Here is a 24,212-nt window from a genome sequence, read left to right on the forward strand (position 1 = left end):
GTGCTACCGTCCTGCGTATGCTTCTTCTTTAGAAGCTTAGACTAATACGTATTAGGGAGGTTTATAAGTATTATGAATGTCATTGTCAGCTTACAAGAAAAACAAAAAGAAAAGCAGTTAAAATACGAGCGGAAGATGCTGCGAGAGTTATCATTAAAAACATTGCGTTCAAATATTCGTGATGCCTTTCAGATGCAAGAACTTCATCGTCAGTATGAAGATTATTGTATTGAATTAGGGATAGAATCTTATTTATTAGGAGCGAGATACAGTAAATTTGGTTATCATGGTGAATCATTCTTTGATGTGAAATATAGGGCTTTAGAAGAAGAGCAACAATTAACTGAAACATTATTTCAATTTTTAACGAGTATGACTATACGTGAAATTAAGTTGCAAGACGAGGAATTGCTTTTTGAATCTTGCCAGCAGTTTATCGGCTTGTGGTGGCAGGAAGGGTATGAAAAAGGCGAAAGAAGATATCGATTAAAGCTACACTAAGACAAGCATAAACTTTCCTCTTGTCCCATATAAGTAATTAGAGGGACTAGCTGGAGGAGGAAAGGTATGAAGAGAATTCGAATTATCTCTTTTGCGCTCGCTGCGGTTGTTTTGTTTTTTTTAGTTAAACAAGAATTTCAAATTACAAAATCGTGGCGAGCTTGGAATTTACCCTTATCAGGGAAAGTGATTGTACTAGATGCTGGGCATGGTGGGCCAGACGGAGGGGCTGTTGGTGGAAAGGATATTGTAGAAAAAGATATTACGCTTGAGATTACAAAAAAGGTACAAGATTATTTACAAGAACAAGGTGCTTTAGTTATTTTAACTCGTGAAGGAGATTATGATTTAGCTAATAAAGATACAAAGTCATATAGTAGACGTAAAGCAGAGGATTTAAAAAAGCGTGTTGAGATCATTAATAAGCCTGATGTAGACTTTTTTGCGAGTATTCATTTAAATGCCCTAACTAGTAGTGGATCTAAGGGCGCACAAACGTTCTACTACCGTTCTTCGATTGAAAACGAACGGGCTGCGAAATTTATACAAGCTGAATTGAGAACAAGCTTAGAAAATACGAATCGTTCTGCTAAAACAATTCCTCACGTGTATTTATTGAAGTATGCCAAAAAACCAGGTGCTTTAATTGAGGCTGGCTTTTTATCGAATGTGAATGAAAGATATATGTTAAATTCGGAGAAATACCAGCAAAAAGTAGCGGCTGCAATATATCGTGGTATATTACGTTATTTTACGGAAAAAGGAAATCCTCCAGAATAAGGAGGATTTTTCGAGTTTCTCTCGTTAACGAAGTTTTCCGAAAATATGTTATACTGGAAATGTAAACGCATTTATTTCAAAAATAAAGAGAGATAAATTTAATTAACATTACGTTATTTTTCATACAGGGGGCTGGGCTAATTATGGTAACAAAAGAGCAGGTAGTGGAAGCATTGGAAGGGATTGTAGATCCGTTTATACATAAAACGTTAAAAGAAACAAATGCAATTAAAGAGGTAACAGTCAAGCCTGAGAAGGAACATGTAAGTGTTAAAATTGCAATTGTAAAGACAGGTACAGCGGAACAAATGCAGTTGCAGTCTGGAATTGTAAAGTTAGTAAAAGAACTTGGAGCAACAACAGTTGGACTTCGTTTTGCAGAATTTACAGAAGAGGAACTAGCCCAGTTTGCACCACCGCAAGAGGAAGAGAAAAGTGAATCCTTATTATCACCGAACTCAAATACAACATTTTTAGCGGTAGCAAGTGGAAAAGGTGGAGTAGGGAAATCGACTGTTTCAGTTAACCTTGCAATTGCTTTAGCTCGTTTAGGAAAAAAGGTTGGTATCATTGATGCGGATATTTATGGTTTTAGTGTACCGGATATGATGGGTATAGAAAAACGCCCAATCGTAAGAGGTGATAAGATAATACCAGTGGAGCGTCTAGGAGTGAAAGTAATCTCAATGGGATTCTTTGTAGAAGATAACGCACCTGTTATTTGGAGAGGACCGATGCTTGGGAAAATGTTAAATCACTTTTTCACAGAAGTAGAATGGGGTGATTTAGATTACTTAGTATTGGATCTACCACCAGGTACGGGTGATGTTGCTCTAGATGTGCATTCGATGTTGCCGGCTTGTAAAGAGATTATTGTAACAACGCCGCATCCAACAGCGGCATTTGTAGCAGCGCGCGCTGGAGCCATGGCTTTACGTACAGAACACAGCATTCTTGGTGTTGTTGAAAATATGGCGTATTTTGAAAGTAAAGCAACTGGTGAAAAAGAGTATGTGTTTGGAAGAGGTGGAGGAGATAAATTAGCTACGGAACTCCAAACGGATGTACTTGGTCGAATTCCACTTCAACAACCTGATTGGAATAAAGAGGACTTTGCGCCGTCAGTATATGAAGATACACATACAACGGGTCTTATTTATCGTAAGATAGCTGAGACAGTTATTGATAAAACAGCTGTTATACAAAAATAAAGTAGTAAGTAATGAGTGGACAATATATACGTTGTCCACTCATTACTATAATTTTTATTGTTGTTCTTTGTTCCCATCTTGAGAACCACCTTCACCGCCTGCGCCTTTCTTATCAGACCCACCTTTTTCGGCTTTTTGTACACCTTTACTAATGATGTCAATCATCTTAGCTTGGAAGAGTGGACTTTCGGCAGTTTCGGTTAGTACTTGCTGTAAATATTGACGATATTCTTTACTCTTCATTGTTTGTAACATAATTTTCTCTACTTCAGGATTTTTCATAATCTCTATAACACCTGATTGGTATTCAGGGTCTTTTAGTAAAGTTTTCATTAAGTTTGTTTGTTCTTTTCCCATGCTTTTAGCAAATTTCGATGAGAACTCAGGGTCTTTAAAGAGCTTTTCCCAGAATTGTTGCCCTTTTTCAGATACCATCGCATCTTCAATCGTTTTCTTTACTACTGTTTCATCTAATATGAGGGCTTGTTTCATTTTTTCATCAGTTAATACATCTTGGATTGCCTTTTTTCCTTGGTCGGTTTTTAAAATATCAACAATCATTTTTTTTGTTTGATCATAATCAAGTTCGGATTTTGCTTCTTTTTCTTGTGCACATGCCACTAGTGCCATAAATAGAAAAGAAGAAATCAAAACGAGCAGCATCCGTTTCATAAGTTGGAGCTCCTTTCAGCACAGTTCTCTTTTTTTAATATAAATCTCTTTAAGGAATTTATACATTAACATGGCTAGCTTTTTGAAATTGTCATTGATACAATTTAATTAGAAATATAAGAATAATGGGGGATGTGTTGTGAATAGCCGCAAGTGGGTACGACTATTTTTTACGACGTTGTTTCTTGGTGGGATTAGCACGGTCTTTATTGGTTTTGTTTTAGAGTGGGACAAGTACGCTAAATTTTTTCAAAATTTCGACGGAAAGGAGATTCTAGCAGTTTCTTTCTGGTTGATGGGCGTAGGATTTATTTTTAGTGTTATAAGTCAAATGGGGTTCTTTGCATATTTAACGATTCATCGTTTTGGATTAGGGATGTTTCGGTCATCTTCTTTATGGAATGCAGTGCAACTGTTCTTTATTGCGTTCGTATTGTTTGATTTCGTTTATTTAAGGTCAGTACTTATTGCAAATGGGGAAGTTTCGTTAGGGAATAACATACTTGTTGCTGGGATGTTATTTGTGTTTGGGGCAATTGTCGCTTACATAAAGAGTAAAGAAACGAATAAAAAAGCATTTGTTCCCGCTTTGTTCTTTATGGTTGTTGTAACAATTCTTGAATGGGTACCAGCGCTCCGGATTAATGATACAGATTGGTTATATTTAATGGTGATACCACTTCTATTATGTAATGCATATCAGTTACTTGTATTGCATCGTTTAATTGGACAAAAGAGTAAGTCAGCTTAATGAGAAGAGAATGGGTTTTTAATTAACCAGATTCTTATCGTCTGTAAACACTAGGATAAAAAAAGCTCCGCTATCTTAACGAAAGATAGTGGAGCTTTTTATGTGTGAAGAACCGTGTGGAAAGGAACTACTTAATATCTTCGCTTTTTGTACTTGTGTTGGAAATAAGTTGCGATACAGATGTTTGTTCATATCCGTCGCTCTTTAATTTTTGTAAGAGTAATGGTAAAGCTTTATTTGTTTGAAGGGCAGAATCAGAAGCATGTAATAAGACAATATCTCCACCCTTTAAATTGCTAGAGACTGTGGAAACGATTTTATTTACGCCGGGATTTTTCCAGTCATTTGAATTGTTACTCCAATGAACGATGGTGTATCCGAGTGATTCCGCTATTTTAAGAGTCGTTTTGTTAAAGTCGCCACTAGGTGGACGTAATAGCTTGACTTGTTTTACGCCAAGTTTTGTAAAAACATCTTGTGCCCGTAAAAGATCTCGTCGTATTTCATTTGCTTCTAGTGAAGTGTAGGACGTGTAATTATAACCCATACTACCAATCTCATGTCCATCTTTCATGATGCGTTCGACAATATCAGGGTGTCTTTCAGCCCATGCAGCAGAGAGAAAGAAGGTTGCATTCTTAATTTCTCTTTCTTTGAGTGTATTAAGGATTGGAATAGCTTTTTGGTCTCCCCAACTAACGTCAAACGTGAATGCAACTTGTTTTTTTGCAGTGTCCCCTTTGTAAATCACTTTAGGGCCAGTAGCAGTTGAAAAAGCAGATTCATGTGAATATGTTTTTAAAAAGAGTAGCCATGCTGTAAATAAGGAAAGTACGACTATTAAGCTAATGTGTTTAAATGTCCTTTTACTCGTAATAAAAAAGAAAAACATAATATTACGCCCCTTTGTCCAATCCTTTTCAGTTACATATATGCTTTAAATTAAAAAAAGAGAACAAGGGATTAATATCGTAAGTGGTGGATATAATGAGTGATAGAATTTTGTTTTTTGATGATACAGTATTGATAATTGAAAATGAGTGCGGTGTTTATCGGTACACGTAAGGAGTTATTGGGGTGATAATTTGCTTGGGATTATGTTGACGAAGGAAGAGAAAAAAGAAATGGAATACATACTGAAGAGAGAATTAGAGGAACTTTTATTTGATTTTGAAGATGAGCGTATACATAGCGTTGTAAAAAAGGTATAAAATCATTTTTTGTTTATTTCGGAGAGTTGCTAATAGGGAAGAATGTATTCGTTATGTAAGAAAAAGAATTTTTTATTAAAAAGTATTGACGTTAATAGTAAGTATATGATAAATTAATAAACGTCGCTGATGCAGAAACGCAGAAAACGACAAAAAAGAAATTAAAAAACTTAGTTGACATCGAAAAATGAAGATGTTAACATAAGGAAGTCGCAAATGAGCGACAGACAAGTTCTTTGAAAACTGAACGAAACAAACAACGTGAACGTCAATTTTTATTTTTAGATGCTAGACAAACTAACTTTATTGGAGAGTTTGATCCTGGCTCAGGATGAACGCTGGCGGCGTGCCTAATACATGCAAGTCGAGCGAATGGATTGAGAGCTTGCTCTCAAGAAGTTAGCGGCGGACGGGTGAGTAACACGTGGGTAACCTGCCCATAAGACTGGGATAACTCCGGGAAACCGGGGCTAATACCGGATAATATTTTGAACTGCATAGTTCGAAATTGAAAGGCGGCTTCGGCTGTCACTTATGGATGGACCCGCGTCGCATTAGCTAGTTGGTGAGGTAACGGCTCACCAAGGCAACGATGCGTAGCCGACCTGAGAGGGTGATCGGCCACACTGGGACTGAGACACGGCCCAGACTCCTACGGGAGGCAGCAGTAGGGAATCTTCCGCAATGGACGAAAGTCTGACGGAGCAACGCCGCGTGAGTGATGAAGGCTTTCGGGTCGTAAAACTCTGTTGTTAGGGAAGAACAAGTGCTAGTTGAATAAGCTGGCACCTTGACGGTACCTAACCAGAAAGCCACGGCTAACTACGTGCCAGCAGCCGCGGTAATACGTAGGTGGCAAGCGTTATCCGGAATTATTGGGCGTAAAGCGCGCGCAGGTGGTTTCTTAAGTCTGATGTGAAAGCCCACGGCTCAACCGTGGAGGGTCATTGGAAACTGGGAGACTTGAGTGCAGAAGAGGAAAGTGGAATTCCATGTGTAGCGGTGAAATGCGTAGAGATATGGAGGAACACCAGTGGCGAAGGCGACTTTCTGGTCTGTAACTGACACTGAGGCGCGAAAGCGTGGGGAGCAAACAGGATTAGATACCCTGGTAGTCCACGCCGTAAACGATGAGTGCTAAGTGTTAGAGGGTTTCCGCCCTTTAGTGCTGAAGTTAACGCATTAAGCACTCCGCCTGGGGAGTACGGCCGCAAGGCTGAAACTCAAAGGAATTGACGGGGGCCCGCACAAGCGGTGGAGCATGTGGTTTAATTCGAAGCAACGCGAAGAACCTTACCAGGTCTTGACATCCTCTGAAAACTCTAGAGATAGAGCTTCTCCTTCGGGAGCAGAGTGACAGGTGGTGCATGGTTGTCGTCAGCTCGTGTCGTGAGATGTTGGGTTAAGTCCCGCAACGAGCGCAACCCTTGATCTTAGTTGCCATCATTAAGTTGGGCACTCTAAGGTGACTGCCGGTGACAAACCGGAGGAAGGTGGGGATGACGTCAAATCATCATGCCCCTTATGACCTGGGCTACACACGTGCTACAATGGACGGTACAAAGAGCTGCAAGACCGCGAGGTGGAGCTAATCTCATAAAACCGTTCTCAGTTCGGATTGTAGGCTGCAACTCGCCTACATGAAGCTGGAATCGCTAGTAATCGCGGATCAGCATGCCGCGGTGAATACGTTCCCGGGCCTTGTACACACCGCCCGTCACACCACGAGAGTTTGTAACACCCGAAGTCGGTGGGGTAACCTTTATGGAGCCAGCCGCCTAAGGTGGGACAGATGATTGGGGTGAAGTCGTAACAAGGTAGCCGTATCGGAAGGTGCGGCTGGATCACCTCCTTTCTATGGAGAATTGATGAACGCAGTTCATCAATAAACGTTGACTTGTTTTGTTTCGTTCAGTTTTGAGAGAACTATCTCTCAAGTTTAAATGTATGTTCTTTGAAAACTAGATAACAGTGTAGCTCATATTTTTTTAATTTTAGTTTGGTTAAGTTAGAAAGGGCGCACGGTGGATGCCTTGACACTAGGAGTCGATGAAGGACGGGACTAACGCCGATATGCTTCGGGGAGCTGTAAGTAAGCTTTGATCCGAAGATTTCCGAATGGGGAAACCCACTATACGTAATGGTATGGTATCCTTACCTGAATACATAGGGTATGGAAGACAGACCCAGGGAACTGAAACATCTAAGTACCTGGAGGAAGAGAAAGCAAATGCGATTTCCTGAGTAGCGGCGAGCGAAACGGAATCTAGCCCAAACCAAGAGGCTTGCCTCTTGGGGTTGTAGGACATTCTATACGGAGTTACAAAGGAACGAGGTAGACGAAGCGACCTGGAAAGGTCCGTCACAGAGGGTAACAACCCCGTAGTCGAAACTTCGTTCTCTCTTGAATGTATCCTGAGTACGGCGGAACACGTGAAATTCCGTCGGAATCTGGGAGGACCATCTCCCAAGGCTAAATACTCCCTAGTGATCGATAGTGAACCAGTACCGTGAGGGAAAGGTGAAAAGCACCCCGGAAGGGGAGTGAAAGAGATCCTGAAACCGTGTGCCTACAAATAGTCAGAGCCCGTTAATGGGTGATGGCGTGCCTTTTGTAGAATGAACCGGCGAGTTACGATCCCGTGCGAGGTTAAGCTGAAGAGGCGGAGCCGCAGCGAAAGCGAGTCTGAATAGGGCGTTTAGTACGTGGTCGTAGACCCGAAACCAGGTGATCTACCCATGTCCAGGGTGAAGTTCAGGTAACACTGAATGGAGGCCCGAACCCACGCACGTTGAAAAGTGCGGGGATGAGGTGTGGGTAGCGGAGAAATTCCAATCGAACCTGGAGATAGCTGGTTCTCCCCGAAATAGCTTTAGGGCTAGCCTTAAGTGTAAGAGTCTTGGAGGTAGAGCACTGATTGAACTAGGGGTCCTCATCGGATTACCGAATTCAGTCAAACTCCGAATGCCAATGACTTATCCTTAGGAGTCAGACTGCGAGTGATAAGATCCGTAGTCAAGAGGGAAACAGCCCAGATCGCCAGCTAAGGTCCCAAAGTGTGTATTAAGTGGAAAAGGATGTGGAGTTGCTTAGACAACTAGGATGTTGGCTCAGAAGCAGCCACCATTTAAAGAGTGCGTAATAGCTCACTAGTCGAGTGACTCTGCGCCGAAAATGTACCGGGGCTAAATACACCACCGAAGCTGCGAATTGATACCAATGGTATCAGTGGTAGGGGAGCGTTCTAAGTGCAGTGAAGTCAGACCGGAAGGACTGGTGGAGCGCTTAGAAGTGAGAATGCCGGTATGAGTAGCGAAAGACGGGTGAGAATCCCGTCCACCGAATGCCTAAGGTTTCCTGAGGAAGGCTCGTCCGCTCAGGGTTAGTCAGGACCTAAGCCGAGGCCGACAGGCGTAGGCGATGGACAACAGGTTGATATTCCTGTACCACCTCTTTATCGTTTGAGCAATGGAGGGACGCAGAAGGATAGAAGAAGCGTGCGATTGGTTGTGCACGTCCAAGCAGTTAGGCTGATAAGTAGGCAAATCCGCTTATCGTGAAGGCTGAGCTGTGATGGGGAAGCTCCTTATGGAGCGAAGTCTTTGATTCCCCGCTGCCAAGAAAAGCTTCTAGCGAGATAAAAGGTGCCTGTACCGCAAACCGACACAGGTAGGCGAGGAGAGAATCCTAAGGTGTGCGAGAGAACTCTGGTTAAGGAACTCGGCAAAATGACCCCGTAACTTCGGGAGAAGGGGTGCTTTCTTAACGGAAAGCCGCAGTGAATAGGCCCAAGCGACTGTTTAGCAAAAACACAGGTCTCTGCGAAGCCGTAAGGCGAAGTATAGGGGCTGACACCTGCCCGGTGCTGGAAGGTTAAGGAGAGGGGTTAGCGTAAGCGAAGCTCTGAACTGAAGCCCCAGTAAACGGCGGCCGTAACTATAACGGTCCTAAGGTAGCGAAATTCCTTGTCGGGTAAGTTCCGACCCGCACGAAAGGTGTAACGATTTGGGCACTGTCTCAACCAGAGACTCGGTGAAATTATAGTACCTGTGAAGATGCAGGTTACCCGCGACAGGACGGAAAGACCCCGTGGAGCTTTACTGTAGCCTGATATTGAATTTTGGTACAGTTTGTACAGGATAGGCGGGAGCCATTGAAACCGGAGCGCTAGCTTCGGTGGAGGCGCTGGTGGGATACCGCCCTGACTGTATTGAAATTCTAACCTACGGGTCTTATCGACCCGGGAGACAGTGTCAGGTGGGCAGTTTGACTGGGGCGGTCGCCTCCTAAAGTGTAACGGAGGCGCCCAAAGGTTCCCTCAGAATGGTTGGAAATCATTCGTAGAGTGCAAAGGCATAAGGGAGCTTGACTGCGAGACCTACAAGTCGAGCAGGGACGAAAGTCGGGCTTAGTGATCCGGTGGTTCCGCATGGAAGGGCCATCGCTCAACGGATAAAAGCTACCCCGGGGATAACAGGCTTATCTCCCCCAAGAGTCCACATCGACGGGGAGGTTTGGCACCTCGATGTCGGCTCATCGCATCCTGGGGCTGTAGTCGGTCCCAAGGGTTGGGCTGTTCGCCCATTAAAGCGGTACGCGAGCTGGGTTCAGAACGTCGTGAGACAGTTCGGTCCCTATCCGTCGTGGGCGCAGGAAATTTGAGAGGAGCTGTCCTTAGTACGAGAGGACCGGGATGGACGCACCGCTGGTGTACCAGTTGTTCTGCCAAGGGCATAGCTGGGTAGCTATGTGCGGAAGGGATAAGTGCTGAAAGCATCTAAGCATGAAGCCCCCCTCAAGATGAGATTTCCCATAGCGTAAGCTAGTAAGATCCCTGAAAGATGATCAGGTTGATAGGTTCGAGGTGGAAGCATGGTGACATGTGGAGCTGACGAATACTAATAGATCGAGGACTTAACCATATAATATGAAGCAAATGTTATCTAGTTTTGAAGGAATATATATTTAAAATTCCTTTTGACATTCTCAAAAGAATGTCCATAATGATAAAAGTCTGGTAATGATGGCAGAGAGGTCACACCCGTTCCCATACCGAACACGGAAGTTAAGCTCTCTAGCGCCGATGGTAGTTGGGACCTTGTCCCTGTGAGAGTAGGACGTTGCCAGGCTTAGATTATTCCGCAGTAGCTCAGCGGTAGAGCTATCGGCTGTTAACCGATCGGTCGTAGGTTCGATTCCTACCTGCGGAGCCATTATGCTTCCATAGCTCAGCTGGTAGAGTACTTCCATGGTAAGGAAGAGGTCACCGGTTCAAGCCCGGTTGGAAGCTTGGGAAAAGTTTTTATTTTTTTGGCCCGTTGGTCAAGTGGTTAAGACACCGCCCTTTCACGGCGGTAACACGGGTTCGAATCCCGTACGGGTCACCACTTTTGGAGGATTAGCTCAGCTGGGAGAGCACCTGCCTTACAAGCAGGGGGTCGGCGGTTCGATCCCGTCATCCTCCACCATATATTTTTAAATGTCGGAGGGGTAGCGAAGTGGCTAAACGCGGCGGACTGTAAATCCGCTCCTTCGGGTTCGGCAGTTCGAATCTGCCCCCCTCCACCATTTTCTTTAAAATAACCTGAAAGGGTTTATTTTTTTGAAAAGATAACCATACTAGTAAATATTAATGGGCTATAGCCAAGCGGTAAGGCAACGGACTTTGACTCCGTCATGCGCTGGTTCGAATCCAGCTAGCCCAGCCATTTACGAGCCATTAGCTCAGTTGGTAGAGCATCTGACTTTTAATCAGAGGGTCGAAGGTTCGAATCCTTCATGGCTCACCATTTTCGCGGAAGTAGTTCAGTGGTAGAATACAACCTTGCCAAGGTTGGGGTCGCGGGTTCGAATCCCGTCTTCCGCTTAATTACTAAGGGGCCTTAGCTCAGCTGGGAGAGCGCCTGCCTTGCACGCAGGAGGTCAGCGGTTCGATCCCGCTAGGCTCCATATAAATAGGGAAAGCTTACATCAAATGATGTAAGCTTTTTTTGTGTTTAAATTCCATTCCAAAAGGCAACTTTTCCATATATCGTTTAAAATGAAAAAAGGGGATTGAATAAGGGGGAGGTAATTATGAAAGTTGTCATTGCATCGGATTCATATAAAGAAAGCTTGAAAGCTATAGAGGTATGTGAAGCTATTGAAAGAGGCTTTGCAGCAATTTTTCCTAAAGCAGAGTATGTTAAAGTACCAATTGGAGATGGAGGCGAAGGAACGGTTGAAGCTCTTGTTGGTGCTACAATGGGGAGAATTATATCACTTAATGTGACAGGGCCGCTTGGAGAGAGCGTGCAAGCCTTTTATGGTATGTCTAAGGATAAGAAGACAGCATTTATTGAAATGGCGGCAGCATCAGGATTACAACACGTTCCAATTGAAAAGAGAAACCCACTTATTACAACGACAAAAGGGACAGGCGAACTGATATTACATGCATTAGATCAAGGAGCTAAACACATTATTTTAGGGCTTGGAGGAAGTGCTACAAATGATGGTGGGGCTGGTATGCTATCTGCCTTAGGCGCAAGATTTATAAATAGGAAAGGTGAGGTAATAGAACCCTCTGGAGGGACATTGCATTTGATAACCACTGTTGACCTTTCTAAGATTGATTCACGCCTGGAGGATATAAAATTAGAAGCGGCATGTGATGTAGATAACCCTTTAGTTGGACTGAGCGGGGCATCTTTTGTATTTGCGAGACAAAAAGGTGCGAATGTAGAGATGATGAAAGAGCTAGATGAGAATTTAAAACATTATGCTAATATACTTAAACAACATGTGTCTTTTGATGTATCTGAAATACCGGGTGCGGGGGCAGCTGGAGGAATGGGAGCTGCTGTCGTTGCAGTGCTAAAGGGACAGCTAAGAAAAGGGATTGAAATTGTATTAGATTATACAAATTTTGATAAGTGTATAGAGGGTGCCGATCTTATTGTAACTGGTGAGGGAAGAATAGACGAACAAACAGCTTATGGAAAAGCTCCTATTGGTGTCGCGAAGCGGGCGAAATGTCGTCATATCCCTGTAATTGCTATTGGCGGATCTGTATCTCCGAACTATGCAATTGTTTATGAAAAGGGAATTGATGCAGTGTTTAGTATTACAGCTAGTCCAATGACATTAGAAGAAGCATATAAAGCGGCAGAAGAGAATATCGAAATGACAGCAAAAAATATTGCAGCAGTGTGGAAATTAGCATCAGAAAAACGCTTCTAAATGTAGAAGTGTTTTTTTGTTTAGTTATTTGAGGATATTTTGTGTAATTTTAGGTGGTGATGGAGAAAAGCACTGATAAAAATATTAGCTGATAGAAAAGTTAGTTGGTTCATTAAGTTAACTTTATACATCGAATAGTTTAAAAATTAGGATTCTAACGTAAATATAAGTGAATAAAATGTATATCCATGCAGAAAAATGTCGAGTTGAGTCAGACTATATAAAAGATTTAAAATATTTAGTGAAGGCATAAAAGGGGGATACTATCTATGAAAAAAGAAATCTCAGTTATTGGAGTTCCAATGGATTTAGGACAGATGCGTCGCGGGGTTGATATGGGACCAAGCGCGATCCGTTATGCAGGGGTAATTGAAAGAATCGAAGAAATTGGATATAACGTAAAAGATATGGGAGATATATGTATAGAGAGAGAGAAAGAAATAGCTGAAAATACAAAGTTAAGAAACCTTACACAAGTTGCAACTGTATGTAATGAATTAGCAAGTAAGGTTGATCATATTATAGAAGAAGGTCGTTTTCCACTTGTATTGGGCGGCGATCATAGTATTGCTATCGGTACGTTAGCTGGTGTAGCGAAACATTATAAAAATTTAGGTGTTATTTGGTATGATGCACACGGTGATTTAAATACAGAAGAGACTTCACCATCTGGAAATATTCATGGTATGTCACTTGCTGCAAGTTTAGGATATGGGCATTCTTCACTTGTAGACTTATATGGGGCATATCCAAAGGTGAAGAAAGAGAACGTTGTAATTATCGGTGCACGTGCATTAGATGAAGGAGAAAAAGACTTTATTCGTGAAGAAGGCATTAAAGTATTCTCAATGCATGAAATTGATCGTATGGGTATGACGGCTGTTATGGAAGAAACAATTGCGTATTTATCTCATACTGATGGTGTTCATTTATCATTAGACTTAGATGGGCTTGATCCTCATGACGCACCAGGAGTTGGAACACCTGTAATTGGTGGTCTATCTTATCGCGAAAGCCACTTAGCGATGGAGATGTTAGCAGAAGCCGATATTGTTACATCTGCTGAATTTGTTGAAGTAAATACAATTTTAGATGAGAGAAACAGAACAGCAACAACAGCGGTTGCTTTAATGGGTTCTTTATTCGGTGAAAAACTGAAATAAATGTAAGAAAAGCAACTGTGAAGTTGCTTTTTTTATTGGAAAATAGGCGTATAATAACTTATATTACACTGTAGGATAAGAAAGTTTGACATCTTACCAATTTAAGCTAAGGGGGCGTTTGTAATTGTCGTTTGTTTCATGTATGGTATAATTAACTAGTTGTTGGAAATACATACAGATAGAGCATAAAATAATATTTCAATATATGGATAGAATTGCTCGTAAGTAGGAGGAAGGGTTAGTATGCCTTTTGAAGATACGACCATTTTGAAATATCTTAGTACGGCATTAGATATTGCTGTTGTATGGTTTATTATATATAAGCTAATTCTTATAATCCGGGGCACGAAGGCTGTTCAACTTTTAAAAGGTATTACAGTTATTATTGTCGTCCGGATGATCAGTATTTTACTTGAATTGCATACGCTATATTGGCTAACGGAACAAGTATTAACGTGGGGATTCTTAGCTGTTATTATTATCTTTCAGCCAGAATTACGAAGAGCACTTGAGCAGCTAGGACGAGGCAGCTTGTTTTCACGTGTAGGAACTCACGAGGACGATGAACCTGAAATTGTTGCAACAGCGATAGCGAAAGCAACGGAATATATGGGAAAACGTAGAATTGGTGCATTAATTACGTTGTCAAAAGAGACTGGGATGGGTGACTATGTGGAAACGGGTATTCCGCTGAACGCAAATGTTTCATCAGAATTACTCATTAATATTTTTATCCCTAATACGCCTCTTCATGATGGAGCAGTAATTATGCAGGGAAGTACAATTAAAGCAGCAGCATGTTATCTTCCGCTATCAGAAAGTCCGTTTATTTCTAAGGAGTTAGGAACAAGGCATCGTGCTGCAATGGGAGTTAGTGAAGTTACTGATAGTATTACAGTAGTTGTGTCGGAAGAAACGGGTCAAATTTCTTTAACGAAAAACGGTAAGTTACATCGTGATTTGAAGACAGAACAGCTGAAGGATATGTTGTTAACAGAATTTAGTGGGAATGAAAAAACGACTTCTTCGTCTTTATGGAATTGGAGGAGAAAGCGTCATGGATAAGTTAATGGAGAATAATTGGTTTTTAAAAGGAATCTCATTACTATTGGCGTGTATGCTTTTTATGTCAGCAACTTTAACTGAAAAAAATACAACATCAAGTATATTACCTTTCGTAAATGAATCGAAAGAAACATTAACTGATTATCCCATTACCCTTAAATATGATGAAGAAAAGTATATTGTAAGTGGTATTCCACAAGGTGGAGTCAAGGTGAAGTTAGAAGGGCCAAAAGCAGCGGTTGCTACAGCAAAAGCAAAAAGCCAATTTAATATACCTGTTGATTTGCGGGATCGTCCAGAAGGAACTTATGAAGTTTCTTTAAAAGCAAATGGTCTCCCAGATGATGTAAAAGGGATAGTTCAACCAGCAACAATTAAAGTCACTCTTCACGAAAAAGCTAAAAAATATGTTCATGTAGATTTAAAATTATCAAATGAAGATCAGATGCCAGCAGGTGCTACTATTGAGAAATCAAGTATTAAGCCCGACACTGTTGAAGTCGTTGGAACAAAAGAAGAAATAGAAAGTATCTCATCGGCTAAGGCATACATCGACTTAAAAGGCGTTAATAAAACTGTTACAAAAACAGCAGACGTTACATTATACAATAAAGAAGGAAAACGTTTAAATGTAAAAACAAATCCATCTAAAATAAGTGTAACGGTGAATGTAGCGACACAAGCTACAGCAAATAACGTCGAAAAAACAGTTCCTTTAACATATTCGAAAAAAGGGAATTTACCAGAAGGTTTAGCAGTTACAAATATTAGTGTTGAACCAAAAGAAGTAACGATAGCAGGTCCAAAAGACATTTTGGATAATATACAATCTATAGAGGGGGTCGAGGTAGATCTTAGTCAATTGACGGATTCTACAACATTCGATGCCTCTGTTTTATTGCCAAAAGGTGTAACAAGTGCAAAACCAAATCAAGTGAAGGTTTCCGTAGGGGTACAAAAGGTAAAACAAACGAAAAGTAAAACTATTGATGGTATCCCGATTCAAAAAAATGGAATTCCGAATGATGTTACTGCTCAGCTACTTTCGCCACAAGATGGAAAGATAAGCGTTGATATTTCAGGAGAAGCAAGTATAGTAGATAAAATAACAGCTGCTCAAATAACAGCGGCGATTAATCTGCAAAATGTATCTCCGGGGACGAAGGATGTTTCTATTCAAGTGAGCGGTCCTGGTAATATTTCGATAGAAGCAAAACAAAAAAGTGCTAAAGTCACAATTGTGAAGAAAGAAAAGCCGGATAAAGAAGTACAAGGTAATATTGAACCACCAGATTCAAAAAACAATCAAGAAAATCAAACTGAAAAACCAAAAAATCCTGAACCGGATCCAGAAAAGGATCAGGAAAAAGATAAAAATAAAGAAAAAGACAAAGAAAAAGACAAAGAAAATGGCCAAGAAACGAGCCAAGAACCAACAGTAGATAATCAAAAAGAGCACGAAAAAGGAGCGAATAATAATGGGTAAATATTTTGGTACAGACGGAGTACGCGGGGTTGCAAATAAGGAATTAACACCTGAATTAGCATTCAAAATTGGACGTTTTGGCGGATATGTATTAACAAAAGATACAGATCGTCCAAAAGTAATTATTGGTCGTGATACACGTGTATCTGGACATATGTTAGAAGGAGCTTTAGTAGCAGGTCTATTATCAACTGGAGCAGAAGTAATGCGTCTTGGTGTTATTTCTACACCAGGTGTGGCTTATTTAACAAAAGCTTTAGATGCACAAGCGGGTGTTATGATTTCTGCATCTCATAATCCAGTACAAGATAACGGAATTAAGTTCTTCGGTTCAGATGGTTTCAAATTAACAGATGAGCAAGAAGCAGAAATTGAAGCATTATTAGACAAAGAAGTTGACGAGTTACCACGTCCAACAGGTACTAACCTTGGCCAAGTGAGTGATTATTTTGAAGGTGGACAAAAATATTTACAATACATTAAACAAACTGTAGAGGAAGATTTCTCTGGTTTACATATCGCTTTAGATTGCGCACACGGTGCGACTTCTTCTTTAGCTCCATACTTATTTGCAGACTTAGAAGCTGATATTTCAACGATGGGAACTTCTCCAAACGGTATGAATATTAACGAAGGCGTAGGATCTACACATCCAGAAGTCTTAGCTGAATTAGTAAAAGAAAAAGGTGCTGATATCGGACTTGCTTTTGATGGTGATGGCGACCGTTTAATCGCTGTAGATGAAAAAGGGAACATCGTTGATGGCGATCAAATTATGTTTATTTGCGCGAAGTATATGAAAGAAACTGGTCAATTAAAACATAATACAGTTGTTTCAACAGTTATGAGTAACTTAGGTTTCTACAAAGCGCTTGAAGCAAACAGTATTACAAGTGATAAAACAGCAGTTGGTGACCGCTACGTAATGGAAGAAATGAAACGTGGTGGATATAACTTGGGCGGAGAACAATCAGGTCACATTATCTTACTTGATTACATTACAACTGGTGATGGAATGTTAAGTGCACTTCAACTTGTAAACATCATGAAAATGACGAAAAAGCCATTATCTGAGCTTGCAGGTGAGATGACAAAATTCCCACAATTACTAGTAAACGTTCGTGTAACAGATAAAAAACTAGCATTAGAAAATGAAAAAATTAAAGAAATTATTCGTGTTGTAGAGGAAGAAATGAACGGAGACGGTCGTATTCTTGTTCGTCCATCTGGAACAGAACCACTTATTCGTGTAATGGCAGAAGCACCGACACAAGAAATTTGTGATGGGTATGTACATCGTATTGTAGAAGTTGTGAAAGCTGAAGTTGGCGTTGAATAATTAGCCGATTTTATTTAAAAGGAGCACAAAAAGTGCTCCTTTTTCATATGTTTTATAGACAATGAAAAAAATTTCATTGACGATTTATATTGTTTGTTATACGATGGTCTTGTTCTTTTTCTCAAAGGAAATATTGTAAATTATAAAAGCGCCAGAACTACAAGTAGTGTAGTTGACGAGGTGGAGTTTATCGAGATTTCGGCGGATGACTCCCGGTTGTTCATCACAACCGTAAACTTTTACTTAAAACATTAAGGTGACTTAGTGGACAAAGGTAAAAGTGTGATGAGAGAAGAGGAACGGATGAATACTAGCTGTATAAGTATATACGGACTTTAACCCAATCGAGAGGAAGGTGAAAGCCGTTACAAGCTTACAGGGCTAGCAATATGTAATCCGTTTTTTAGTATAAATAAAAATGGTATCGGACTATGTCGTTACATGTTCGCAGAGCAGTGTAAGCATTTGTAACGGCGACTAAACATGTGTGGAATCGTAGGATTTATTGGAGAGCAAGATGCAAAGGAAATTTTATTAAAAGGTTTAGAAAAGCTAGAATATCGCGGATATGATTCAGCAGGTATTGCAGTACAAGCAGAGAACGGTGTTATTGTATACAAAGAAAAAGGCCGTATCGCAAAACTTCGCGAAGTCGTAGAAGAGAATGTAGCAGCAAGCGTGGGAATCGGTCACACACGCTGGGCTACACATGGTGTTCCAAGCAAACTAAATGCGCATCCGCATCAAAGTACATCAAAACGCTTTACACTAGTTCATAACGGTGTAATTGAAAACTATGAGTTAGTGAAAAAGGAATATTTACAAGATGTAACGTTCGTAAGTGAAACAGATACAGAAATTATCGTGCAGCTTATGGAACAACAAGTAAGTACAGGACTAAGTGTAGAAGACGCGTTCCGTCAAACGTTATCTCTTTTACATGGTTCTTACGCAATTGGACTACTTGATGCTGAAAATCCAAACATGATTTATGTTGCTAAAAACAAAAGCCCGCTATTAGTAGGTGTTGGTGACAACTTTAATGTTGTGGCGAGCGACGCTATGGCGATGTTACAAGTTACAGATCAATTTATCGAGTTAATGGATAAAGAAATCGTAATTGTAACAAAAGAAAGCATTACGATTAAAAACTTACAAGGTGAAACGATTGAACGTGCACCGTTTACAGCGGAATTAGATGCAAGTGATATTGAAAAAGGAACGTATCCTCATTTCATGCTAAAAGAAATCGATGAGCAACCACTTGTAATCCGTAATATTATTCAAAAGTATCAAGGTGAAAATGGCGAGATTGAACTGGATGCAGATATCCGTAACGCAATTTTAGATAGCGATCGCATTTACATCATTGCATGCGGAACAAGTTATCATGCAGGTCTTGTTGGAAAGCAATTCATTGAGAAATTTGCGAAAGTACCAGTTGAAGTACACGTAGCAAGTGAATTCTCTTATAACATGCCATTATTAACAGAAAGACCATTCTTTATTTACATTTCACAAAGTGGTGAAACAGCTGATAGCCGTGCAGTACTTGTGCAAACAAATGAAATGGGTCATAAAGCATTAACGATTACAAATGTACCTGGTTCTACGCTTTCTCGTGAAGCTGATTATACACTTCCTTTATATGCGGGACCGGAAATCGCAGTTGCATCGACGAAAGCATACACAGCACAGCTTGCAGTACTTTCAATCTTAGCAGCTGACATTGCAAAAGCGAAAGGTGAAGTTCTTGATTTCGATTTAACACACGAATTAGGGCTTGTAGCAAATGCAATGGTAGTACTTTGTGATCAAAAAGAAGAAATGGACGCATTAGCAAAACAATTTTTAGCAACAACGCGTAACTGCTTCTTCATCGGACGTAGCGTAGACTTCTTCGTAGGTTTAGAAGGTGCGTTAAAACTAAAAGAAATCTCTTACATCCAAGCAGAAGGATTTGCTGGTGGAGAATTAAAACACGGTACAATCGCCTTAATCGAAAACGGTACACCGGTTATCGCACTTGCTACACAAGAGCACGTAAACCTTGGAATTCGTGGTAACGTGAAAGAAGTAGTAGCACGCGGAGCTAACCCATGTATCATCTCAATGAAAGGCTTAGAAATGGAAGGCGACAGCTTCGTATTACCAGCTGTACACGAAGCACTAGCACCGCTAGTAGCAGTAATTCCATTACAACTTATTTCATACTACGCAGCACTTCACCGCGAATGTGATGTTGATAAGCCACGTAACTTAGCTAAGTCTGTTACGGTTGAGTAGGAAATTGGTAGAGTAACTAGTGTATTGTTGATTGGAAAGAAAGTCACCCCTTTGGATATGATTATCTAAAGGGGTGTTTTTGTGTCGAAAAGAAAAAGAACAACTAAAATCGATAGTGAGGAAATGGCAGCGGGGGAAATTATTAGCCTTGGCTTAAAATGCAAGGTGTTTCCTAATTAGGGTGTTCAACAAGATTAAAAGGTATAAAGACCGCCAGACAACATGAATTTTTATCAAATTTGGAACGGAATCGCTTTTATTTAACTGAATTTTCCGTTATCGTTTAGGTATTCATGAAAAAATTCCTTTATTATCACAAGAAGAGAGGAGTATTATTGCTCAAGAGCTTGGGATTAAACACACAGCTGATCCAATTGTTATGGCAACAAACTTTTGACTAACAGTTGGTAAAGGACGGGGTATTACAGTGGCGAAAGCTAAACACAGTTCTAAAGGATGCAGCATATGACAGAGGTTTATCCCGCTATTTGCGGGCAGTAAGACTCCCCGAAATTCGGCGAATGCGAGGAAGTTAGGTGGGGGTCGGGCTGCCCGTAAAAACCCGATTGGTAAGGGCTAATAATCAGTGGGTGATGGAAACCACCCCCACTGATTAAAGTTTCACTTTATTGAACAAATTAGATTACTAGACATTACGAGGGGGATTATTAATGAAAATGAAGAGAAAAACATATTTAGGTATAGAAGAAATTATTTCATTACCAACCTTATCAGGTACAAACATAAGTGATGATGGCCAAAAAGTAGCATTTGTTAAGAAGACAGCTAACTGGAACGACAATACATATAGGAATCATGTATGGATATATGAAAAAGATAAGGGGCAGAGTTATCCGTTAACAACTGGGGATATAGATAGTACATACCCATTATGGTCTCCAAATTCTAAGGATATCGCATACCTTAGCCCGGTTGGTAACGCGGATAATAAGAAAAATCAGATCTTTGTTAAATCAATAGATGGTTATGAGGGGGTGCAAATTACTGATGAGGAAGAAGGAATCAGTACATTCAAATGGGAGCCTACTGGTAAAGGTTTTTACTATGTTGCACAGTCAAAAGAATGTGAGGAGATAAAGAAACGTAAGGAACTATATGGAGATTTTCAACATATAGGTAAGGAACACCAGAATAATTGTTTATACTACATTGAAATAGAAAAAGTGATACAAAATGATAAAGGGGAACGAGAAATTAGCGGTGTTTATCAATTAACGGAGGATAAGGATTTTTATATACATAACTTTGATATTTCAAATGATGGGACAAAGGTTGTATTTATGGCTACACCAAGCCTAAACGATCATATGAATGGTGATCTATACATATTAGATGTTGAAGCTGAGGAACTACAAAAGATGAATGTAGATAAGTTGTTGGGCGGGAGCGTTTGCTTTTCTCCTGAGGGCAGCAAAATATGTTACTCAGCAAGTATAAGAGAGAAGAATTACTATAGAAACCATATACAAGAAAGTACATTAGAGATATATGATATGAATACTGGAGAGGTAATTCAGCCTCTAACAAACTTTGATAGTACGGTTATGCCATTACAGTGGACAGCTAAGGGGATTTTAATTAGATGGCAGGATAAAACTAACTATCGTATTGGATTGCTATGTGAGGATGGCACTGTGGAAATGTTAAGTGACAAAGTAGATGGCTTTATAATGGATGCTTCTATAACAAAGGATGGAAATCATATATCCTATAATAAAGCTATAACAAATGAAACCTTTGAAGTCTATTTAGACGATAAAAAAATAACGGATGAAACTAGCTTTTTCAAAGGGAAACTTAAAAGTAACAGGGAAATCATCTCATGGCAAAGTAGCGATGGTCTTGAAATAGAGGGTGTTTTATCAACTCCAGTAGAGTTTGATGCAAGTAAAAAACATCCCTTATTAGTAGTAATCCATGGTGGTCCGGCTTGGGCATCCTTCCCAATATTTTCAGACTGTTTTAATGAAAAATATCCGATTGAGCAGTTTATCGAAAAAGGCTTTATAGTTTTAGAGCCAAACTATAGAGGAAGTTCTGGTTATGGTAATGAGTTCTTAAAAGCAAACTATAGAAAACAGGGAATTGCTGACTACGATGATGTTATATCTGGAGTGGATAAACTAGTTGAAGAAGGGATTGCAGATAAAGATAGAGTAGGGGTTATGGGATGGAGCAACGGGGGATATATATCAGCTTTCTGTTCTACATTTAGTAATAGATTTAAAGCTATTTCAGTTGGAGGTGGAATTACTAACTGGAGTACCCATTATGTGAATACAGATATCCCTTACTTCATTAGGATGCATTTAGGAAATACTCCATGGAATGATCCAGAGATATATACGAAAATATCACCAATGACGTATATTAAATCAGCCTGTACGCCTACCTTAATCCAGCATGGCGAAAAGGATGCAAGAATTCCAATTCTAAATGCATATGAGCTATATGAAGGATTAAGGGATATGGAAGTTGATACAGAATTAATTATATTTAAAGGAATGGCATATAGTTCTGACCAGCCAGGAATTCATGTGGCTATTATGAAGCAGAATTTGATGTGGTTTTCACACTATATTCTTGGAGAAAGTATGGAAGGTTTTAGGGTTTTATAATGTCTTGTTTTAGTCTTTAAGCTTTTTAGGTGCTTGAAATAAAGTCGTACACATTTATCCGGTTATATATGATTGAGTTTAATATTTCGGATAAGGCAAACTGTGAAATATTTTGGTGTAAATGAGAAAAGAGCCTGAATGTAGGCTCTTTCCTTATTTATATTTAAAAGATGAACTATTCTTATGCAGTTTTACTTAATTTATATGCTTCACGGTTATTTTTTTTGAAAAGTTTTGGGAAAACATAACCATCTAATCCAATACGTCCAGCATTCTGTCCTGCAACTAAAATGAACATAGTTAAAATAAGCAGGTTTGGGTTTACACTAACAGTTCCGCTTAATAAAAATGAAAGGTTCATTATGATTCCGAAAAATGCAGCTGTTTTTGTTAATCCACCTAAAATCAAACCGAGACCTACTAAAATTTCTCCCCATTGAACTAAAAAGCTAAATAGGTCTGCGTTTGGAAGAACAAAATGTTGAAGGAAATCTGCCCACCAGCCTTGTACTGCAGGGTGACTACCTGATGCTTGAGCGATAGCTCCTTTTAGAAAACCACTTGCGTCAAAAGATTGTCCAAAAACTTTTCCTATTCCAGCAGCAAGCCATGCATATCCTATGTAAAGTCGTAAAAATAATAATATGAAAGTAGCGCGTTTATCAGTTCTTAAAAAATTGATAACCATTGAAATCCCTCCAATGTATATTGTATTTACATGTTTATTATATATCCATTGTGAATAAGTTCACAATGGAGGAAGTGTGAACAAAGATAGGTTATGAATAATTGTTTTATTTTTTGTAACATTTCATCTTTTTTGGTAGACTAACAATAGAGATATATTGAAAGGGGATAAAGAGTAGATATGTGGATGAACTTGTAATGATTCGAAATGAGATAGATGAATTTTTCTCTCATGAGTGAGGGCTTATTTAGCTATCTGTAAATCATGCAAGGACTGCATATTTGGCTTGTACATCCCTTTTGTAAGGATAGATACCTGTGGGGAAAGTTTATATCTCTTATATAAAATATGCGTCCTTTAAACTTGGAGGAGTATATGATGAATCAACTAAAAAATAAAGTAGCTGTTGTTACAGGTGTTAGTCGTTTAGATGGTATTGGTGCAGCGATTTGTAAAGAATTAGCTGAAGCAGGATACGATATATTTTTTACGTACTGGACGAATTACGATAAAGAGATGCCTTGGGGCGTCGATCCAAACGAACAAATACAATTAAAAGAAGAGCTGATAAAGAACGGTGTTGAAGTATCAAGTATGGAGTTAGATTTAACTCGGAATGATGCGCCGGAACAACTTATAAATAAAGTTACTGAACAAATGGGGTACCCTGATATATTAATTAATAATGCAGCGTACTCTACGAATAATGATTTCTCCAATTTAACTGCCGAAGAGTTAGATAAACATTATATGGTAAATGTTCGCGGCACTACATTATTAAGTAGTAAGTTTGCTCAAGGATTTGATAAAAAATCCGGCGGTAGAATTGTTAATATTACTTCGGGACAATTTAAAGGGCCTATGGCCGGGGAACTAGCTTATGCAACAACGAAGGGAGCTATTGATGCCCTTACTAGTACGTTGTCAGCAGAAGTGGCCCATCTAGGAATAACAGTGAATGCAATTAATCCAGGTCCAACTGATACGGGATGGATGACAGAAGAGATAAAAAGAGGATTAAAACCGATGTTTCCTTTTGGTAGAATAGGCGAACCGAAAGATGCAGCAAGACTTATTAAGTTTTTAGTGAGCGAAGAAGCCGGATGGATTACAGGGCAAGTTATTCATTCAGAAGGTGGATTTAAGAGATAAATTTATAAATAAAAAGAAGGTATCTCATTTCAGTGAGATACCTTCT

General features: G+C 39.8%; 15 protein-coding genes, 9 tRNA genes, 3 rRNA genes and 2 pseudogenes. 26 read left to right on the forward strand and 3 right to left on the reverse strand.

Annotated elements, in window-relative coordinates; translation table 11 throughout:
• The first annotated feature begins 72 nt into the window (after positions 1–72).
• The 3 genes from EXW56_RS00845 to EXW56_RS00855 all read left to right on the forward strand — a co-directional run bounded on the left by EXW56_RS00845 (position 73) and on the right by EXW56_RS00855 (position 2,492).
• On the forward strand, positions 73–501 hold the full coding sequence (locus EXW56_RS00845) for a DUF2521 family protein (RefSeq protein ID WP_002113330.1): 429 nt from the start codon (positions 73–75) through the stop codon (positions 499–501).
• A gap of 66 nt (positions 502–567) precedes the next feature.
• A complete protein-coding gene (gene cwlD, locus EXW56_RS00850) occupies positions 568–1,281 on the forward strand; it encodes an N-acetylmuramoyl-L-alanine amidase CwlD (RefSeq protein ID WP_002113331.1) in 714 nt (237 codons plus the stop codon).
• 143 nt (positions 1,282–1,424) lie between these two features.
• Entirely contained in the window at positions 1,425–2,492 is a 1,068-nt protein-coding gene (locus tag EXW56_RS00855) for an Mrp/NBP35 family ATP-binding protein (protein ID WP_002113332.1), read from the forward strand.
• 54 nt (positions 2,493–2,546) lie between these two features.
• Here the strand turns inward: EXW56_RS00855 and gerD are convergent, their stop codons facing one another.
• Entirely contained in the window at positions 2,547–3,164 is a 618-nt protein-coding gene (gene gerD / locus EXW56_RS00860; protein WP_002115342.1) for a spore germination protein GerD, read from the reverse strand.
• Positions 3,165–3,303: 139 nt separating this feature from the next.
• On the opposite strand from gerD, the gene kbaA reads away from it, so the two are divergent.
• Entirely contained in the window at positions 3,304–3,915 is a 612-nt protein-coding gene (kbaA, locus tag EXW56_RS00865) for a KinB signaling pathway activation protein KbaA (protein WP_016095192.1), read from the forward strand.
• 127 nt (positions 3,916–4,042) lie between these two features.
• Here kbaA and pdaB read toward each other — a convergent pair whose 3' ends face one another.
• Positions 4,043–4,807, reverse strand: a complete 765-nt coding sequence (gene pdaB / locus EXW56_RS00870) for a polysaccharide deacetylase family sporulation protein PdaB (protein WP_002202051.1) — start codon at positions 4,805–4,807, stop codon at positions 4,043–4,045.
• 193 nt (positions 4,808–5,000) lie between these two features.
• Here pdaB and EXW56_RS00875 point away from each other — a divergent pair.
• From EXW56_RS00875 to EXW56_RS00975, 21 genes and pseudogenes are all read left to right on the forward strand, one after another.
• Positions 5,001–5,205 (forward strand): annotated as a pseudogene (locus EXW56_RS00875) (hypothetical protein).
• Positions 5,206–5,429: 224 nt separating this feature from the next.
• Positions 5,430–6,981 (forward strand): 16S ribosomal RNA (locus tag EXW56_RS00880).
• 146 nt (positions 6,982–7,127) lie between these two features.
• Positions 7,128–10,049 (forward strand): 23S ribosomal RNA (locus tag EXW56_RS00885).
• Positions 10,050–10,140: 91 nt separating this feature from the next.
• Positions 10,141–10,256 (forward strand): 5S ribosomal RNA (gene rrf, locus EXW56_RS00890).
• The 16S, 23S and 5S rRNA genes sit together here with 9 tRNA genes alongside, the layout of an rRNA operon.
• A 9-nt stretch (positions 10,257–10,265) precedes the next feature.
• Positions 10,266–10,340 (forward strand) — tRNA-Asn (locus EXW56_RS00895).
• Positions 10,341–10,344: 4 nt separating this feature from the next.
• Positions 10,345–10,417, forward strand: a tRNA-Thr gene (locus tag EXW56_RS00900).
• A 22-nt stretch (positions 10,418–10,439) separates the two neighbouring features.
• Positions 10,440–10,514, forward strand: a tRNA-Glu gene (locus tag EXW56_RS00905).
• 5 nt (positions 10,515–10,519) lie between these two features.
• Positions 10,520–10,595: transfer RNA gene (locus EXW56_RS00910), tRNA-Val, on the forward strand.
• Between the two features lie 16 nt (positions 10,596–10,611).
• Positions 10,612–10,695 (forward strand) — tRNA-Tyr (locus EXW56_RS00915).
• A gap of 65 nt (positions 10,696–10,760) precedes the next feature.
• Positions 10,761–10,835 (forward strand) — tRNA-Gln (locus EXW56_RS00920).
• A gap of 5 nt (positions 10,836–10,840) precedes the next feature.
• A tRNA-Lys gene (locus tag EXW56_RS00925) sits at positions 10,841–10,916 on the forward strand.
• 5 nt (positions 10,917–10,921) lie between these two features.
• Positions 10,922–10,993 (forward strand) — tRNA-Gly (locus EXW56_RS00930).
• Positions 10,994–11,003: 10 nt separating this feature from the next.
• Positions 11,004–11,076, forward strand: a tRNA-Ala gene (locus EXW56_RS00935).
• A gap of 126 nt (positions 11,077–11,202) precedes the next feature.
• A complete protein-coding gene (locus EXW56_RS00940) occupies positions 11,203–12,348 on the forward strand; it encodes a glycerate kinase (protein ID WP_002202050.1) in 1,146 nt (381 codons plus the stop codon).
• 269 nt (positions 12,349–12,617) lie between these two features.
• A complete protein-coding gene (gene rocF, locus EXW56_RS00945) occupies positions 12,618–13,511 on the forward strand; it encodes an arginase (protein ID WP_002113337.1) in 894 nt (297 codons plus the stop codon).
• Positions 13,512–13,754: 243 nt separating this feature from the next.
• The gene (gene cdaA / locus EXW56_RS00950; RefSeq protein ID WP_002202049.1) at positions 13,755–14,576 is read left to right on the forward strand and encodes a diadenylate cyclase CdaA; all 822 of its coding nucleotides are present in this window, start codon (positions 13,755–13,757) and stop codon (positions 14,574–14,576) included.
• The gene (locus EXW56_RS00955; protein WP_002202048.1) at positions 14,569–16,062 is read left to right on the forward strand and encodes a CdaR family protein; all 1,494 of its coding nucleotides are present in this window, start codon (positions 14,569–14,571) and stop codon (positions 16,060–16,062) included. The genes cdaA and EXW56_RS00955 overlap by 8 nt, the downstream gene beginning before the upstream one ends.
• The gene (gene glmM / locus EXW56_RS00960) at positions 16,055–17,401 is read left to right on the forward strand and encodes a phosphoglucosamine mutase (protein ID WP_002113341.1); all 1,347 of its coding nucleotides are present in this window, start codon (positions 16,055–16,057) and stop codon (positions 17,399–17,401) included. Before EXW56_RS00955 ends, glmM begins: the two co-directional genes overlap by 8 nt.
• A 285-nt stretch (positions 17,402–17,686) precedes the next feature.
• Positions 17,687–17,872: pseudogene (locus EXW56_RS00965) on the forward strand (hypothetical protein).
• A 12-nt stretch (positions 17,873–17,884) separates the two neighbouring features.
• On the forward strand, positions 17,885–19,687 hold the full coding sequence (glmS, locus tag EXW56_RS00970; RefSeq protein ID WP_002202047.1) for a glutamine--fructose-6-phosphate transaminase (isomerizing): 1,803 nt from the start codon (positions 17,885–17,887) through the stop codon (positions 19,685–19,687).
• A gap of 671 nt (positions 19,688–20,358) precedes the next feature.
• Positions 20,359–22,326 (forward strand): S9 family peptidase, encoded by a 1,968-nt coding sequence (locus EXW56_RS00975; protein ID WP_215597123.1) that lies wholly within the window; start codon positions 20,359–20,361, stop codon positions 22,324–22,326.
• A gap of 181 nt (positions 22,327–22,507) precedes the next feature.
• On the opposite strand, the gene EXW56_RS00980 is transcribed toward EXW56_RS00975, so the two are convergent.
• Positions 22,508–23,014 carry a DoxX family membrane protein gene (locus EXW56_RS00980; RefSeq protein WP_002202045.1) on the reverse strand — a complete coding sequence of 169 codons (507 nt, stop codon included), beginning with the start codon at positions 23,012–23,014 and terminating at the stop codon, positions 22,508–22,510.
• Positions 23,015–23,389: 375 nt separating this feature from the next.
• Here EXW56_RS00980 and EXW56_RS00985 point away from each other — a divergent pair, with 375 nt between their 5' ends.
• A complete protein-coding gene (locus tag EXW56_RS00985; RefSeq protein ID WP_002159586.1) occupies positions 23,390–24,166 on the forward strand; it encodes an SDR family oxidoreductase in 777 nt (258 codons plus the stop codon).
• Positions 24,167–24,212 lie beyond the last annotated feature (46 nt).

Source organism: Bacillus mycoides (assembly GCF_018742245.1).
Classification (GTDB): Bacteria; Bacillota; Bacilli; order Bacillales; family Bacillaceae_G; genus Bacillus_A; species Bacillus_A cereus_U.

Coding starts and splice junctions, on each gene's coding strand:
- EXW56_RS00845 (WP_002113330.1), top strand. CDS start 73: ATGAATGTCATTGTCAGCTTACAAGAAAAACAAAAAGAAAAGCAGTTA.
- cwlD (WP_002113331.1), top strand. CDS start 568: ATGAAGAGAATTCGAATTATCTCTTTTGCGCTCGCTGCGGTTGTTTTG.
- EXW56_RS00855 (WP_002113332.1), top strand. CDS start 1,425: ATGGTAACAAAAGAGCAGGTAGTGGAAGCATTGGAAGGGATTGTAGAT.
- gerD (WP_002115342.1), bottom strand. CDS start 3,164: ATGAAACGGATGCTGCTCGTTTTGATTTCTTCTTTTCTATTTATGGCA.
- pdaB (WP_002202051.1), bottom strand. CDS start 4,807: ATGTTTTTCTTTTTTATTACGAGTAAAAGGACATTTAAACACATTAGC.
- EXW56_RS00940 (WP_002202050.1), top strand. CDS start 11,203: ATGAAAGTTGTCATTGCATCGGATTCATATAAAGAAAGCTTGAAAGCT.
- rocF (WP_002113337.1), top strand. CDS start 12,618: ATGAAAAAAGAAATCTCAGTTATTGGAGTTCCAATGGATTTAGGACAG.
- cdaA (WP_002202049.1), top strand. CDS start 13,755: ATGCCTTTTGAAGATACGACCATTTTGAAATATCTTAGTACGGCATTA.
- EXW56_RS00955 (WP_002202048.1), top strand. CDS start 14,569: ATGGATAAGTTAATGGAGAATAATTGGTTTTTAAAAGGAATCTCATTA.
- glmM (WP_002113341.1), top strand. CDS start 16,055: ATGGGTAAATATTTTGGTACAGACGGAGTACGCGGGGTTGCAAATAAG.
- glmS (WP_002202047.1), top strand. CDS start 17,885: ATGTGTGGAATCGTAGGATTTATTGGAGAGCAAGATGCAAAGGAAATT.
- EXW56_RS00975 (WP_215597123.1), top strand. CDS start 20,359: ATGAAAATGAAGAGAAAAACATATTTAGGTATAGAAGAAATTATTTCA.
- EXW56_RS00980 (WP_002202045.1), bottom strand. CDS start 23,014: ATGGTTATCAATTTTTTAAGAACTGATAAACGCGCTACTTTCATATTA.
- EXW56_RS00985 (WP_002159586.1), top strand. CDS start 23,390: ATGATGAATCAACTAAAAAATAAAGTAGCTGTTGTTACAGGTGTTAGT.